15 protein-coding genes are annotated in these 14,513 nt (G+C 61.6%); 9 read left to right on the plus strand and 6 right to left on the minus strand.

Translation table 11 applies throughout. The features are described 5' to 3' along the window. The first annotated feature begins 21 nt into the window (after positions 1-21). Positions 22-1,638, plus strand: coding sequence for an L-aspartate oxidase (gene nadB / locus GIW79_RS20185; RefSeq protein ID WP_220382847.1), 1,617 nt, complete (start codon positions 22-24; stop codon positions 1,636-1,638). Here nadB and GIW79_RS20190 read toward each other — a convergent pair. Further along, positions 1,607-2,053: a protein YgfX gene (locus GIW79_RS20190; protein ID WP_197900775.1), complete on the minus strand. Its 447-nt coding sequence runs from the start codon at positions 2,051-2,053 to the stop codon at positions 1,607-1,609. The two genes, nadB and GIW79_RS20190, sit on opposite strands and share 32 nt — an antisense overlap. Then, positions 2,037-2,291, minus strand: a complete 255-nt coding sequence (locus tag GIW79_RS20195; protein ID WP_003189444.1) for an FAD assembly factor SdhE — start codon at positions 2,289-2,291, stop codon at positions 2,037-2,039. The genes GIW79_RS20190 and GIW79_RS20195 overlap by 17 nt, the downstream gene beginning before the upstream one ends. A 140-nt stretch (positions 2,292-2,431) precedes the next feature. Here GIW79_RS20195 and ygfZ point away from each other — a divergent pair, with 140 nt between their 5' ends. Then, entirely contained in the window at positions 2,432-3,373 is a 942-nt protein-coding gene (gene ygfZ / locus GIW79_RS20200; RefSeq protein WP_054917633.1) for a CAF17-like 4Fe-4S cluster assembly/insertion protein YgfZ, read from the plus strand. A gap of 35 nt (positions 3,374-3,408) precedes the next feature. Beyond that, on the plus strand, positions 3,409-4,230 hold the full coding sequence (locus GIW79_RS20205) for an HDOD domain-containing protein (RefSeq protein WP_034126564.1): 822 nt from the start codon (positions 3,409-3,411) through the stop codon (positions 4,228-4,230). Here GIW79_RS20205 and GIW79_RS20210 read toward each other — a convergent pair whose 3' ends face one another. Continuing rightward, complete coding sequence (locus tag GIW79_RS20210; protein WP_003189439.1) at positions 4,231-5,616, minus strand: sensor histidine kinase; 1,386 nt, start codon at positions 5,614-5,616, stop codon at positions 4,231-4,233. Next, the gene (locus tag GIW79_RS20215) at positions 5,609-6,280 is read right to left on the minus strand and encodes a response regulator (protein WP_014717358.1); all 672 of its coding nucleotides are present in this window, start codon (positions 6,278-6,280) and stop codon (positions 5,609-5,611) included. The genes GIW79_RS20210 and GIW79_RS20215 overlap by 8 nt, the downstream gene beginning before the upstream one ends. 235 nt (positions 6,281-6,515) lie before the next feature. Here GIW79_RS20215 and GIW79_RS20220 point away from each other — a divergent pair, with 235 nt between their 5' ends. The 5 genes from GIW79_RS20220 (at position 6,516) to GIW79_RS20240 (ending at position 11,978) form a co-directional block, all read left to right on the plus strand. Next, entirely contained in the window at positions 6,516-7,808 is a 1,293-nt protein-coding gene (locus tag GIW79_RS20220) for an OprD family porin (protein WP_236454074.1), read from the plus strand. A 28-nt stretch (positions 7,809-7,836) separates the two neighbouring features. Then, positions 7,837-8,826, plus strand: a complete 990-nt coding sequence (locus GIW79_RS20225; RefSeq protein ID WP_161793218.1) for a Bug family tripartite tricarboxylate transporter substrate binding protein — start codon at positions 7,837-7,839, stop codon at positions 8,824-8,826. 147 nt (positions 8,827-8,973) lie between these two features. Beyond that, the gene (locus tag GIW79_RS20230) at positions 8,974-9,432 is read left to right on the plus strand and encodes a tripartite tricarboxylate transporter TctB family protein (RefSeq protein ID WP_003189430.1); all 459 of its coding nucleotides are present in this window, start codon (positions 8,974-8,976) and stop codon (positions 9,430-9,432) included. Position 9,433: 1 nt separating this feature from the next. Beyond that, positions 9,434-10,948, plus strand: a complete 1,515-nt coding sequence (locus GIW79_RS20235) for a tripartite tricarboxylate transporter permease (protein ID WP_003189428.1) — start codon at positions 9,434-9,436, stop codon at positions 10,946-10,948. Beyond that, positions 10,941-11,978 carry an AbrB family transcriptional regulator gene (locus GIW79_RS20240; protein WP_057975659.1) on the plus strand — a complete coding sequence of 346 codons (1,038 nt, stop codon included), beginning with the start codon at positions 10,941-10,943 and terminating at the stop codon, positions 11,976-11,978. The genes GIW79_RS20235 and GIW79_RS20240 overlap by 8 nt, the downstream gene beginning before the upstream one ends. 29 nt (positions 11,979-12,007) lie before the next feature. Here the strand turns inward: GIW79_RS20240 and ung are convergent, their stop codons facing one another. Continuing rightward, entirely contained in the window at positions 12,008-12,700 is a 693-nt protein-coding gene (gene ung, locus GIW79_RS20245; RefSeq protein ID WP_020301023.1) for a uracil-DNA glycosylase, read from the minus strand. Positions 12,701-12,836: 136 nt separating this feature from the next. Here ung and GIW79_RS20250 point away from each other — a divergent pair, with 136 nt between their 5' ends. After that, positions 12,837-13,949 (plus strand): enoyl-CoA hydratase/isomerase family protein, encoded by a 1,113-nt coding sequence (locus GIW79_RS20250; protein ID WP_054917625.1) that lies wholly within the window; start codon positions 12,837-12,839, stop codon positions 13,947-13,949. On the opposite strand, the gene GIW79_RS20255 is transcribed toward GIW79_RS20250, so the two are convergent. Continuing rightward, on the minus strand, positions 13,935-14,387 hold the full coding sequence (locus GIW79_RS20255; protein ID WP_054897618.1) for a DUF3757 domain-containing protein: 453 nt from the start codon (positions 14,385-14,387) through the stop codon (positions 13,935-13,937). The two genes, GIW79_RS20250 and GIW79_RS20255, sit on opposite strands and share 15 nt — an antisense overlap. Positions 14,388-14,513: the final 126 nt, after the last annotated feature.

Genomic DNA, 14,513 nt, shown 5'->3' on the forward strand with positions numbered 1-14,513 from the left:
GCTTTTTGCGGAATCCGTCAAATGAGCCAACAGTTTCAACACGATGTCCTCGTAATCGGCAGCGGCGCCGCCGGCTTGAGCCTGGCCCTGACCCTGCCCAGCCATTTGCGTATAGCGGTTTTGAGCAAAGGCGACCTGGCCAACGGCTCGACCTTCTGGGCTCAGGGCGGCGTTGCTGCGGTGCTGGACGACACAGACACCGTGCAATCCCACGTCGAAGACACCCTTAACGCCGGCGGTGGCCTGTGCAACGAAGACGCCGTGCGCTTCACCGTCGAGCACAGCCGGGAAGCCATCCAATGGTTGATCGACCAAGGTGTACCCTTCACCCGCGATGAACATGCCGGCAGCGACGACGGTAGCTTTGAGTTCCACCTGACCCGCGAAGGCGGCCACAGCCATCGCCGAATCATTCACGCTGCCGATGCCACCGGGGCCGCGATTTTCAAGACCCTGCTCGACCAGGCCCGCCAACGTCCAAATATCCAATTGCTGGAGCAGCGCGTCGCCGTCGACCTGATCACCGAAAAACGCCTGGGCCTGCCGGGCGAACGCTGCCTGGGCGCCTACGTACTCAACCGCACCAGCGGTGAAGTCGATACCTATGGCGCACGCTTCACCATTCTCGCCTCGGGCGGCGCCGCCAAGGTCTACCTCTATACCAGCAACCCCGACGGTGCCTGCGGCGACGGCATTGCGATGGCCTGGCGCTCGGGCTGCCGGGTCGCCAACCTGGAGTTCAACCAATTCCACCCCACGTGCCTGTACCACCCGCAGGCCAAGAGCTTCCTGATCACCGAAGCCCTGCGCGGCGAAGGCGCACATTTGAAGCTGCCCAATGGCGAACGCTTCATGCAGCGCTTCGACCCACGCGCCGAGCTGGCACCACGCGATATCGTCGCCCGCGCCATCGACCACGAAATGAAGCGCCTGGGTATCGACTGCGTGTACCTGGACATCAGCCACAAGCCCGAAGCCTTCATCAAGACCCACTTCCCGACCGTCTACGAACGCTGCCTGACCTTCAACATCGACATCACCAAGGGCCCGATCCCCGTGGTACCGGCCGCGCACTACACCTGCGGTGGCGTGATGGTCGATCAGCATGGCCGCACCGACGTGCCGGGCCTGTATGCCATCGGCGAAACCAGCTTCACCGGCCTGCACGGCGCCAACCGCATGGCCAGCAATTCATTGCTCGAATGCTTCGTGTATGCGCGCTCGGCGGCAGCGGACATTCTTGAGCAACTGCCGCGCATCCCGGTACCGGCCGCCCTGCCCCGCTGGGACGCGAGCCAGGTCACCGATTCGGACGAGGATGTGATCATCGCCCACAACTGGGACGAGCTGCGGCGCTTCATGTGGGACTATGTGGGCATCGTGCGCACCAACAAACGCCTGCAACGGGCGCAACATCGGGTGCGCTTGCTGCTGGATGAGATCGACGAGTTCTACAGCAATTATAAGGTCAGCCGCGACCTGATCGAGTTGCGCAACCTGGCCCAAGTGGCCGAGCTGATGATCCGGTCGGCCATGGAGCGCAAGGAAAGCCGCGGCCTGCATTACACCCTCGACTACCCACAGATGCTGCCCGAAGCCCGGGACACTATCCTGGTGCCAACCACCTACGGCGGCTGAACTTCAGGCGTACCCGCAGGCGCCGGTGCACATCGGCGGCCTGCGCATCCTTTGGCACGCAGATGGACCGCACTCGCAGTTCACCCTGCACTCGGTAACGCAACACCACGATCAGCGGCAACGCCAGGCTGTCGGGCCGCAGCTGCACTGGGTGCCACCCGCGTGCGGCGCTCCATAATTGCCAACCATCGTCGTCACGGCGCAGGCCACGAATCGACGAACGGTGAGTGAGCAGGATTTGCCGCGGCAATACCCAGGCACAATGAGCCAGACATAGCAGGATGCCCAGGCTTGAGTAAGGCAGGTTTAGAACCAGCAGGCTGCCCAGCGCGACCAGTTGGGCAAGCACATAGGCCGCCAGCAACAGCCGCGAGGCCTGCCAGCGGCATTCGAAACGATTACTTGGGCTGGACACGATCCAGGATCATCCGAACCATGCGTTGCAGCTCCGGGTCTTCGGATTCGGCGCGCTCCATGAACCAGCCAAACATGTCCTGGTCTTCGCACTCGAGCAACCTGACGTAAAGGTCGCGGTCCACCTGATTGAGCGTCGCGTATACCTCTTTGGTGAAAGGCACCAGCAACACATCCAGCTCCAGCATACCGCGACGGCTGTGCCAGTAGAGGCGATTGATTTCTACATCTTCGACCATGGAGCCCTCCTAAAATAGAGCGCAAGTATACAGCCCCGACGACACTGGAACAGTCGGCTTTGGTCGCCCTATATGGAAACTATGCATTTGCCGGACGCCCCTCTATGATGCACCCATGACTTTTTGACCTGCGATGACCCATGGCTGACTCCGCTTTTTTCTGCTCCCTGTCCCACGAAGGCGTTCTCGCCGTCCGCGGCTCTGATGCTGCCAAGTTCCTGCAGGGCCAACTGACCTGCAACCTCAATTACCTGAGTGATACCCAGGCCAGCCTGGGCGCGCGCTGCACGCAAAAAGGCCGGATGCAGTCGAGCTTCCGCATCCTGCTGCAGGGTGATGGCGTGCTCCTGGCCATGGCCACCGAGTTGCTTGAGCCGCAGTTGGCGGATTTGAAAAAGTACGCGGTGTTCTCCAAATCCAAGCTCACCGACGAAAGCGCTGGCTGGGCGCGCTTCGGCCTGGCGAACGCAGACGCGGCCCTGAGCGCCCTGGGCCTCGCGCTGCCGGTCGAGACCGATAGCGTGGCGCGCAACGAGGCATCGATTGCCGTCCGCGTTTCCCCGGGCCGGGCCGAACTCTGGGTATCTGCCGAACACGCCGACGCCGTGCGCAGCCAATTGGCCGCGCAGTTGCAACAAGCTGAATTGAATGCCTGGCTGCTTGGCCAGATCCGTGCCGGTATCGGCCAGGTGATGCCCCAGACGCGCGAGCTGTTCATTCCGCAGATGCTCAACCTGCAGGCTGTGGGCGGCGTCAGCTTCAAGAAAGGCTGCTACACCGGCCAGGAAATCGTCGCGCGCATGCAGTACCTGGGCAAACTCAAGCGGCGCCTGTATCGCCTGAGCCTGGAGGCCAACGAGCTTCCCGAGCCAGGCACTCCGTTATTTTCCCCGAGCCATAACAGCGCGATCGGCGAAGTGGTCATCGCAGCAAAAGCCGACCAGTCGATTGAACTTCTCGCCGTGCTGCAAGCCGAAGCTGCCGACAGTGGCGACGTGCGCTTGGGCACCCTCGAAGGCCCGGGCTTGAATCTGCTTGACCTACCCTACCAACTGGACCGTGACCGCGAGATCCAGCGTTAATCGCCGTACTTTTTGCAGCACCCTAGAGAGCATGAATGAACAAGCTGGCGGAAAAAGTCCAACAAGCGTTGGTAACGGCCATCGACAACGATGACCTGGTTCTGCCGACATTGCCGGAGGTGGCCCTGAAAATTCGCCAGGCCGCCGAAGACCCGGACATCAGCATCAGCCACCTGAGCAAAGTGATCAGTCGTGACACGGCCCTGTCGGCGCGCCTGATCAAAGTGGTCAACAGCCCGCTGCTACGGGCCAGCCAGGAAGTCACCGACCTGCACACCGCCATCACCCGGCTCGGTACCAACTACAGCAGCAACCTGGCTATCGGCCTGGTGATGGAGCAGATCTTCCACGCCCGCTCAGAGGTGGTCGAACAGAAAATGCGCGACGTGTGGCGCCGCAGCCTGGAGGTGGCGGGCGTGAGCTACGCCTTGTGCCGTCGCCACAGCCAGCTCAAGCCAGACCAGGCGGCGCTGGGGGGCCTGGTGCATCAGATCGGCGTGCTGCCGATCCTCACGTATGCCGAGGATCACTATGAGCTGCTGGCCGACCCCGTCAGCCTCAACCACGTCATCGACAGCATCCACCCGGTGCTGGGGGACAAGCTGCTGCGGGTCTGGGACTTCCCTGAGATGCTGGTGAACGTGCCGGGCCAATACCTTGACCTGACACGCGACTCTGCAAGCCTGGACTACGTCGACCTGGTGCAGGTCGCCGCGCTGTACTGCCACCGCGGCACCGACCACCCCCTGGGGACCGTGCCGATTACCGCCTTGCCGGCCCTCATGAAGTTGCGCATAGACCTGCACAGCGACGCCCTGCGCAGCGAACTGGACGAAGCGCGGTCGATGTTTTACTGATCAACCCGCGATAAAACTCACGCGCACCTTAAGCCCCGCCAGCTCGCCATCATGCAGGCTGATCTGCGCCAGGTGCGCACGGCAAATCTCCCCGACAATCGCCAGCCCCAAGCCCGACCCCATGCCCTGCTGGCTGCGTCGATAAAAGCGTTCGAACACCCGGTCCCGCTCATCCAGTGGGATGCCAGGGCCGTCATCCTCGACTTCCAGCACCGCCGGGGCCGTCACTCGCAAAATCACATTGCCGCCAGGCGGGGTATGGGCCAAGGCGTTATCCACCAGGTTGCTGAGCAGCTCATTCAACAGCGTTGGTTCGCCGCGCAGCCATACCGGCTCGTCGGCCTCCAGTGCCAGGGCCACGCCCCGCGCGTGGGCCAGCGGCGCCATGGCCATACCGAGCTCACGGGCCAATTGGCTTAAATCGAGCAGTTGCGCACCGCCTTCGGCAATGGCGCGGGCACCGTTTTCGATGCGGGCCAGGGACAACAATTGATTCGCCAGGTGCGTCAGGCGGTCGGTGCCCTGGGCGGCCGTTTCCAGGGTGCTGCGCCAGGTGGCTGGTTCTTCGGCACGCAGGCCCAGTTCCAGCCGGGCCTTGAGCGCCGCCAGGGGCGTGCGCAGCTCGTGGGCAGCGTCGGCAATAAACTGCGCCTGGCGCTCGAACTGCCCGCGCAAACGTTCGGTGAAATGGTTGAGCGAGCGCACCAGTGGGCCGAACTCATCCTGAACTTCCACTAATGGCAGAGGCCGCAGGTCATCAGGCTGGCGCTCTTCCACGGCCGTACGCAGGCGTTCCAGCGGGCGCAGTGCGGCGCTCACCGCGAACCACACCAGCAATAACGCACCGATGGCGAGCATGCCCAGACGCAGCAGGGTATCGGCCATCAGGCTGCGGGCCATGGCCACCCGGGCTTCGTCGGTCTCCGCAACACGAATTTCGGCCATGCCGTTCATGTTCGGTTCCGAGACGGCCTTGAGCAGGCTCACCACGCGCACATGCTGGCCCAGGTACATGGCGTTATAGAACCGCGCCAAGGCTGGATAATCGTCGGTGCGGGGCGTGCCTGGCGGCGGGCCAGGCAGGTTTTCGTACCCGGAAATCAGTTTCTGATCAATATCATTGACCTGGTAATAAATGCGCCCGGCACTGTCGTAGGCAAAAGTGTCCAAGGCCACATAGGGCACATTGGCGCTGAGGGTGCCGTCCACCTGGGTCAAGCCGGCGGCAATGGTGCGTGCCGAGGCCAGCAGCGTGCGGTCATAAGCGGTGTCGGCGGCTTCGCGACCGTTCCAATAAGCGCTCATGCCGCTAGCGAGCATCAACAACACCAGCAATAACGCAAGGTTGCACAGCAAGCGCCAGCGCAGGCTGCTGGGCTTATGCATCACGGGCTTCCAGCAAATAGCCAAGGCCGCGGAAGGTGACGATGGCGATGGGTTGGCCATCGAGCTTCTTGCGCAGGCGATGCACGTAGATTTCGATGGCGTCGGGGCTGGCCTCCTCGTCCAGGCCGAATACCTGGGACGCCAATTGTTCCTTGCTCATCACGCGCCCCGGCCGGGCGATCAACGCTTCGAGCACCGCTTGTTCTCGGGAGGTCAAGGTCATCAGCTCGCCTGCGACCGTGAAGCGCCGGGTGTCGAGGTCGTACACCAGCACACCGCAGGTTTGCTGACGCTCGCCGCCCAGCACGCTGCGCCGCAACAGTGCCTTGACCCGTGCTTCGAGTTCCGTGAGTTCAAACGGTTTGGCCAGGTAGTCATCGGCGCCCAGGTTCAGGCCGTGCACGCGGTCTTTTACATCACTGCGAGCAGTCAGCATCAGCACCGGCAGGTTTTTTCCACGTGCCCGCAAACGTGCGAGCACCTCGAAACCATCCAGGCGCGGCAACCCTACGTCCAAGATCACCGCGGCGTATTCCTCGCTGCTCAAGGCCAGGTCCGCCGCCACGCCGTCATGCAACACATCAACGGTCAAACCCATGCTCTTGAGCGCTTGGGCCACGCTTTCGGCGAGCTGCAAATGGTCTTCAACCAGGAGGACACGCATGGATTTCTACCTCGTTCAGGGGTGGTCGACGCCACGCTTTGCCCGGCAGTTTACAGCCGCAACCTGGCCTGTGAAGCCCGAAAACATTGAAAGGCGATTGAAAGGTTAGTGAAAGCTTCGCCCTTTAGCATCCAACCACGGTGGTCTATGCCCGCCGAGTTGCCTGACCCGTAGCGCCCGAAAAACGCCTCGAAGCGTTTTCGCCAGAATAAGAACAATAACGGAGTACACCACGATGCTGTCGACCCAGCCACAGGCTTGCCCGCCTGTTCGTTCTTCCCGCCTGACCCACACCGCCCTCGCCAGTGCCGCTGCCCTTGCCGGCTTTTCGCCGCTCAGCCAGGCTGCCTTCTTCGAAGACAGTAGCGCGACCCTGGAAACCCGCAACATGTACTTCAACCGCGACTTTCGCGACGGTACCAGTGCCCAGCAATCCAAGCGCGACGAATGGGCCCAGGGCTTCATGCTCAACGTGCAATCGGGCTACACCGACGGCACCGTCGGCTTTGGCGTGGATGCGCTGGGCATGCTCGGCGTCAAGCTCGACTCCAGCCCCGACCGCACCGGCACCGGCCTGCTGCCGACCCACGATGACGGCCGCGCCGCCAACGAGTACTCCAAGCTGGGCCTGACCGGTAAAGTGAAAATCTCCGCCACCGAGCTGAAGATCGGCTCGCTGATCCCCGAACTGCCGATCCTCAAGCCCAACGACGGGCGCATCCTGCCGCAGACCTTCAACGGTGGCTTGATCACCTCCAAGGAACTCAAGAACCTGGTATTCACTGGTGGTCGCCTGGACAAAGCCAAGGACCGCGACGACACCAACTACGAAGACATCGCGCTCAATAACAAGAACAGCCGCTTCCTCAGCGGTGCCACCGGCAAGCACTTCAACTTCGGTGGCGTCGACTACAAGTTCGCCGACAAGATCACCGGCAGCTACCACTTCGCCCAACTCGACGACGTGTATCGCCAACACTTCCTCGGCATGGTCGCCTCACGCCCGATGGGCCCTGGCACTTTCGCCGCCGACCTGCGACTGGCAATCAGCGATGACACCGGCTCGGCCCGCGGCGGCAATATCGACAACACGTCCCTCAACGGCCTGTTCAGCTATGCCCTCAATGGCCATAAGCTCAGCGCCGGCTACCAGCACATGTCCGGCGACAGCGCCTTCCCGTATGTGGATGGCAGCGACCCGTACCTGGTCAACTTCGTGCAGATCAACGATTTTGCCGGCGCCGAAGAACACTCCTGGCAGGCACGCTACGACTACGACTTTGCCAAGCTGGGCATTCCTGGCTTGAGTTTCATGAGCCGTTACCTCTCGGGTGACAACATCAAGCTCAAGAACGGCGAGACCGGCAAGGAGTGGGAACGCAACAGCGAGATCAAATACGTGGTGCAAAGCGGCACGTTCAAAGATGTGGCCGTGCGCCTGCGTAACGCCACCTATCGTTCCAACTATTCGGCCCGTGACGCAGATGAAATGCGCTTGCTGGTCAGCTACAGCGTCGCACTTTGGTAGTAACCCCCTCATAACAAAAACGATGGAGATCACCATGACCCTTTCACTGCGTAAATTTGCCCTCGCCGCTGGCTGCATGCTGTTCGCCGGCCAACTGCTGGCCGCCGACGAACCCAAGCGTCCGGAATGCATCGCCCCGGCCTCCCCAGGCGGCGGTTTTGACCTGACTTGCAAACTGGCGCAAAGCGCGCTGGTGAACCAAAAGCTGCTGACCAAGCCGATGCGTGTGACCTACATGCCAGGCGGCGTGGGCGCGGTAGCCTACAACGCGGTCGTCGCCCAGCGCCCTGCGGATGCGGGCACGTTGGTCGCCTGGTCGAGCGGTTCGCTGCTGAACCTGGCCCAGGGCAAGTTCGGCCGTTTTGATGAAAGCGCCGTGCGCTGGTTGGCAGCAGTGGGCACCAGCTATGGCGCCATCGCGGTGAAAAGCGACTCGCCCTACAAAACCCTCGACGACCTGGTCAAAGCCCTGAAGAAAGACCCAGGCAGCGTGGTGATCGGCTCCGGCGGCACCGTCGGCAGCCAGGACTGGATGCAAACCGCACTGATCGCCAAGGCCGCCGGGATCAACCCGCGCGAACTGCGTTACGTCGCCCTTGAGGGTGGCGGTGAAATCGCTACGGCTCTGCTGGGGGGGCATATCCAGGTGGGCAGTACCGACATCTCCGACTCCATGCCGCATATCCAGAGCGGCGATATGCGCTTGCTGGCGGTGTTCTCCGAGCAACGCCTGGATGAGCCGGAAATGAAGGATATCCCGACCGCCAAAGAGCAAGGCTACGACATCGTCTGGCCGGTGGTGCGTGGCTTCTACCTGGGGCCAAAGGTCAGCGATGCCGACTACGCCTGGTGGAAAGACGCCTTCGACAAACTGCTGGCTTCCGAGGAGTTCGCCAAGCTGCGTGACCAGCGCGAGCTGTTCCCGTTCGCCATGACCGGCCAGGAGCTGGACACCTACGTGAAGAAACAGGTGGCTGACTACAAAGTGCTGGCCAAAGAGTTCGGCCTGATCCAGTAATCGCCCCTCTTTTGTGTAATGCCCCTGTAGGAGCGAGCGTGCTCGCGAAGAACCCAAGGACATCCACGTGCGTCCAGAGAGCACGCGTTATCGTTGACGTTTTTCGCGAGCAAGCTCGCTCCTACAAGAGGGGCCTTGGAGTTTTCTATGCTCTTACAACGCATTTTCGCTGCCGTGCTATTGCTGGCCTGTATCGGCCTCGCGCTGATGGCCTGGCCGTATCAGGCGGCTTTTTCCTACGAACCCGTAGGGCCAAGAGCCTTCCCCCTGCTGTTGCTCGGGCTGATGGGCCTGGCGCTCATCTACATGATGATTCGCCCGCAGGCGACCAAACACACTGACGATGAACCCGCGCTGGATCAACCCACGTTGATCAAGATCGGCATCTGTGTGGCCCTGCTGCTGGTGTTTGCCGGCACATTCGAATCCTTGGGTTTCATTCTCAGCAGCATGCTGATCGGTATTCCGATGGCACGGCTGTACGGCGGCCGCTGGTTGCCCAGCGTGGTGATCATCACCTTGATGAGCGTCGGTCTTTATCTGCTGTTCGATAAAACCATGGACGTACCGTTGCCCCTCGGCCTGCTCGACGTTCTGGAGAACTGATATGGATACTTTTGGCTATTTGGGCCAGGGTTTCGGCGTTGCGCTGAGCCCCTATAACCTGGTGACCGCGTTATGCGGCACCCTGATTGGCACCGTGGTCGGCCTGTTACCGGGCCTGGGCCCGATCAACGGCGTGGCACTGCTGATCCCCATCGCCTTCGCCCTGGGCTTGCCGCCGGAGTCGGCGCTGATCCTGCTGGCAGCCGTGTACCTGGGCTGCGAATACGGCGGCCGCATCAGTTCGATTCTACTGAACATCCCGGGCGAAGCCTCCACCGTCATGACCACCCTCGACGGCTACCCGATGGCCCGCAAAGGCCTGGCTGGCGTGGCACTGTCATTGTCGGCCTGGAGTTCGTTCATCGGTGCGTTTATCGCCACCTGCGGCATGGTGCTGTTCGCCCCGCTGCTGGCCAAGTGGGCAATTGCGTTCGGCCCGGCGGAATATTTCGTCCTGATGGTGTTTGCGATTGTCTGCCTGGGCGGCATGGCCGGTGACAAACCGCTGAAGACGTTTGTTGCCGCGCTGATCGGCTTGTTCCTCTCTTGCGTGGGCATCGACGCCAACAGCGGTGTGTACCGCTTTACCGGCGATAATATTCACCTGACCGACGGTATCCAGTTCGTGGTCCTGGTGCTCGGCCTGTTCTCCATCAGCGAGATTCTCCTGCTGCTGGAAAAAACCCACCGTGGCCAGGAAGCAGTGAAAGCCACCGGGCGCATGATGTTCAACGCCAAGGAAGCCTTGTCGGTGCTCACTGTGAATCTTCGTTGCGGCGTGTCGGGCTTTATCATCGGCGTGTTGCCGGGCGCTGGTGCAACCATGGCCTCGGCCGTTGCCTACATGACCGAGAAACGCATCGCAGGCGCCAGCGGCAAATTCGGTCAGGGCGACATGCGCGGCCTGGCCGCCCCAGAAACCGCGATCGGCGCATCGGTCTGCGGCGCCATGGTACCCATGCTGACCCTCGGCGTTCCTGGCTCGGGCACCACGGCGGTGATGATCGGCGCCCTATCGCTGTACAACATCACCCCCGGCCCACTGCTGTTCCAACAGCAACCGGACATTGTCTGGGGCCTGATCGCCTCGTTGTTCATTGCCAACATCATGCTGGTCGTGCTCAACATCCCGATGATCCGCATCTTCACCCGTATCCTCGCCGTGCCGAACTGGGCGCTGGTGCCGGTGATCGCCATCATTACCGCGATTGGCGTGTACGCCGTGCATGCCACCACCTTCGATCTGTTCCTGATGATCGCAATCGGCATCTTCGGCTACATCCTGCGCAAGCTGGACTTCCCGCTGTCACCGCTGCTGCTGGGCTTTATCCTCGGCGGCCTGATGGAGCAGAACCTGCGCCGTGCGCTGTCGATCTCCAACGGTGCGCTGGAAATCCTGTGGTCGAGCCCGATCACCTTTGGCGTCTGGGTGCTGACCGCAATCATGCTGCTTGTACCGCTGCTGCGTATCTGGCGTAAACGCGTGCAACAGCGTCGTGCCCTGGCCGATGTCTGAGGTCACCTTTAAACATTGGTGGGGAACACCGCTGGTCGGCCTGGCCGGCGGTTACCTGGCCAGCCTGGTGGGCTGGCCTTTGCCGTACATGGTCGGCTCGTTGCTGGCGATCATCCTGGTGCGCTGCCTGACGCCCTGGCAATTGGCAGAGATTCCCGGCGGGCGCAAATGCGGCCAATGGGTGGTGGGCATCGGCATCGGCCTGCACTTCACCCCGGTGGTGATCGAGCAGGTGATGAGCCACTTCGGCCTGATTTTCTTCGGTGCACTGGTCACCAGCTTGTCGAGCGTGGTGGGCGTGTGGTTGATGCGCCGCAGCGGTGAAGACCGCGCCACGGCGTTTTTCTCCAGCATGCCGGGCGGTTCCGGGGAGATGGTCAACCTCGGCGCTCGCAATGGCGCGGTGCTCAGCCGGGTTGCGGCCGGGCAAAGCCTGCGTGTGCTGGTGGTGGTGCTGTGCGTGCCAGCGATCTTCAAATATTTGCTCGGAGGCGGCGCGCCGCAGTTCCATCCGGCGCCCGTGGACTGGGCGTGGCTGGCCGTGCTGTTTCCGGTGGGTGCGCTGGTTGCCTGGGGCTGGCAGCGCTTGCGCCAACCCAACCCTTGGCTGTTCGGGCCATTGCTGGTGAGCGCGATCGCCAGTGTGACTTGGGATTTACACATCGGCCTGCCAGACGGCGGCAGTCAGATCGGCCAATGGTTGATCGGCAGCGGTTTGGGCTGCCACTTCAATCGGCAGTTCTTCCGTCGCGCGCCATCGTTCATGGGCCGCACCTTGATTGGCACGGCATTGACCATGCTGCTGGCGACGTTAGCGGCGGTGGGCTTGAGCGCCCTCACTCACCTCGACCTGCGATCACTGACCCTGGGCATGATGCCAGGCGGTATCGCTGAAATGAGTCTGACAGCTGAAACCCTGCAGCTGTCGGTGCCCTTGGTGACGGCGATGCAGGTGATGCGCTTGTTGTTCGTGCTGTTTTTGGCCGAGCCTTTGTTTCGGCACTGGAACCGTCAGCCAGCCCCCCTCTAAAACCTCCCACATGTTGAATGTGCCAGGCCTCACACCGGTGGCAAACGCCACTCGATGGGGGCCTCGCCATTCTGCTCGAGAAACTTGTTGGCCCGGCTGAAATGCCCGCAGCCCAGAAACCCGCGATACGCCGACAACGGCGACGGATGCACCGAGGTCAGCACCAGATGCTTGGTGGCGTCGATAAGCTTCTGCTTGCTTTGAGCATGGGCGCCCCACAGCAGGAACACCAGGTGCGGCTGATGCTCACTGACCACTTCGATAATCCGATCGGTGAAGAACTGCCAGCCCTTGCCGGCATGGGCGTTGGCGTTGGCGCGCTCCACGGTCATGGTGGTGTTGAGCATCAGCACGCCCTGGTCGGCCCAGCTTTGCAGGTAGCCGTGGTTGGGGATGTCGATGTTCAGGTCGCGCTTGAGCTCTTTATAGATATTGACCAGCGACGGCGGTGCCGGCACGCCCGGTTGTACCGAGAAGCACAAGCCGTGGGCCTGGCCAGGGCCGTGGTACGGGTCTTGTCCGAGAATCACGACCTTGACCTTGTCCAGCGGCGTTGAGTTGAGCGCGTTGAAAATCAATGGGCCGGGGGGGTAGATCTCTTTGCCAGCGGCATGTTCCTGGCGCAGAAACTCGCGCAATTGCGCCATGTAGGGCTTCTCGAACTCCTCCCGCAGGGCGTGTTTCCAGCTGGGTTCGAGTTTGATACGGTCGCCATCGGTCATAGTTGAATTGTCTTGTAAAAAAGAATGAGGCGAACCCTAGGAAAGCCGACCCCGCTTGTCAATTGATCTGACACAGCACCGGCACTTTCCCACGAAGGGATCATACTCATCCTTCACCTTCTCGATTGAGGCCACGATGAACCTGCATTTCGAAGAACTGACCGGCAGTGGCGGCGCTCGCATCGGTATCGCCAGCCTGGACGCGCCAAAGTCCCTTAACGCCCTCTCCCTGCCGATGATTCTGGCCCTGGATGAGCGCATGGAGGCCTGGGCCAAAGACCCGCAGATCGTCTGCGTGCTGCTGCGCGGCAACGGCCCCAAAGCTTTTTGCGCCGGTGGCGAAGTGCGCAGCCTGGCTCAGGCTTGCCGTGAACAGCCGGGCGAAGTTCCGACCCTGGCCGCGCAGTTTTTTGCCGCCGAATATCGTCTTGACTACCGCCTGCACACCTACCCGAAGCCGTTGATCTGCTGGGGCCACGGTTATGTATTGGGCGGCGGCATGGGCCTGTTGCAAAGCGCCGCCGTGCGTATCGTTACGCCAAGCAGTCGTTTGGCCATGCCCGAAATCAGCATTGGCTTGTACCCGGATGTGGGGGCCAGTTGGTTCTTGTCCCGCTTGCCGGGCAAGCTCGGCCTGTTCCTGGGCCTCACCGGCGCCCATATCAACGGTCGCGACGCGCTGGACTTGGGCCTGGCCGACCGTTTCCTGCGTGATGACCAGCAAGACGATCTGCTCGATGGCCTGCTGCAGCTGAACTGGCAGGAACAGAGCGCGATGCAACTCAACAGCTTGCTCAAGGCCCTGGCGCAGGAGGCAAACAGTGATCAACCCGAAGCGCAATGGCTACCGCGCCGCGCACAGATCGACGAATGGCTTGATGTAGGAGATGTGCGGTGTGCCTGGCGCGCCTTGAGCCTGCTGCGCGACCACAGCGACCCGCTATTGAGCCGGGCCGGCAAAACCCTCAGTGAGGGCTGCCCACTGACGGCGCATCTGGTGTGGGAACAGCTCCAGCGTGCCCGTCACCTCTCATTGGCCCAGGTGTTCGAGATGGAATACACCCTGAGCCTCAACTGCTGCCGTCATCCGGAATTCGCCGAAGGGGTTCGGGCGCGCCTGATCGACAAAGACCAGGCGCCTCGTTGGCACTGGCCGGATATCAACACACTCCCGGAAACGGTGGTGCAGGCGCACTTTGACAAGGCCTGGGAAGGTAGGAATCCTCTGGCGGATTTATCTGACTACTGACAGGTCTGTACGCTTGTCGTTGACCTTGAAAGCGCAATTGTCCGGCTGGCTGTCCTCGCACGTATACACCGGCAACTCGAACGCATCGGGCTGCAGCCTCCAATACAAGGTGCTGGTCAACGACATGTTGATAACCTCATTTCCGCTGCTTGGCCTCAACGCTACAACACCGTTCCAACTGGTGCGGTAGATGCACTTGTCCATGTAGCCGTTTCCTCTCTCCTCGCCGTCGCCCGGCATGAAGATTGCGCCAATGAACCCGTCGACAACACCACGCGACGCTACCTTCGGGCTTTGCCAGCGCAGGCCATTGTCCTGGGCGCGATAATGGCCGTCTGCATACGCGACCTGCGACGGATAAGGACAGCCTTGCTCCGCTCTTGCCGATGCAATGAAGCAGCTCATCAGCAGGAGCACGCAAATCAATTGTTTGAACATAGGGTTTCCATCTGCTCAGTCTCACCACGCAAAAGCACAAGGCTCCTCGTTAGTGAAGTACAGCTAGCGCCTCAAAGATAGCTGTTAAATCTGACAGTACGGACATACGGTACCTATAAAAAACGG

The organism is Pseudomonas sp. PA-7-1E, from assembly GCF_021605325.1.
Classification (GTDB): domain Bacteria; phylum Pseudomonadota; class Gammaproteobacteria; order Pseudomonadales; family Pseudomonadaceae; genus Aquipseudomonas; species Aquipseudomonas fluorescens_BV.

Bases quoted from the DNA above. Each gene is read 5' to 3' on its own strand.
- ung (WP_020301023.1), bottom strand. From the start codon at position 12,700: ATGACCGATGGCGACCGTATCAAACTCGAACCCAGCTGGAAACACGCC.
- GIW79_RS20205 (WP_034126564.1), top strand. From the start codon at position 3,409: ATGAACAAGCTGGCGGAAAAAGTCCAACAAGCGTTGGTAACGGCCATC.
- GIW79_RS20220 (WP_236454074.1), top strand. From the start codon at position 6,516: ATGCTGTCGACCCAGCCACAGGCTTGCCCGCCTGTTCGTTCTTCCCGC.
- GIW79_RS20255 (WP_054897618.1), bottom strand. From the start codon at position 14,387: ATGTTCAAACAATTGATTTGCGTGCTCCTGCTGATGAGCTGCTTCATT.
- GIW79_RS20230 (WP_003189430.1), top strand. From the start codon at position 8,974: ATGCTCTTACAACGCATTTTCGCTGCCGTGCTATTGCTGGCCTGTATC.
- ygfZ (WP_054917633.1), top strand. From the start codon at position 2,432: ATGGCTGACTCCGCTTTTTTCTGCTCCCTGTCCCACGAAGGCGTTCTC.
- GIW79_RS20215 (WP_014717358.1), bottom strand. From the start codon at position 6,280: ATGCGTGTCCTCCTGGTTGAAGACCATTTGCAGCTCGCCGAAAGCGTG.
- GIW79_RS20250 (WP_054917625.1), top strand. From the start codon at position 12,837: ATGAACCTGCATTTCGAAGAACTGACCGGCAGTGGCGGCGCTCGCATC.
- GIW79_RS20210 (WP_003189439.1), bottom strand. From the start codon at position 5,616: ATGCATAAGCCCAGCAGCCTGCGCTGGCGCTTGCTGTGCAACCTTGCG.
- GIW79_RS20240 (WP_057975659.1), top strand. From the start codon at position 10,941: ATGTCTGAGGTCACCTTTAAACATTGGTGGGGAACACCGCTGGTCGGC.
- nadB (WP_220382847.1), top strand. From the start codon at position 22: ATGAGCCAACAGTTTCAACACGATGTCCTCGTAATCGGCAGCGGCGCC.
- GIW79_RS20235 (WP_003189428.1), top strand. From the start codon at position 9,434: ATGGATACTTTTGGCTATTTGGGCCAGGGTTTCGGCGTTGCGCTGAGC.
- GIW79_RS20195 (WP_003189444.1), bottom strand. From the start codon at position 2,291: ATGGTCGAAGATGTAGAAATCAATCGCCTCTACTGGCACAGCCGTCGC.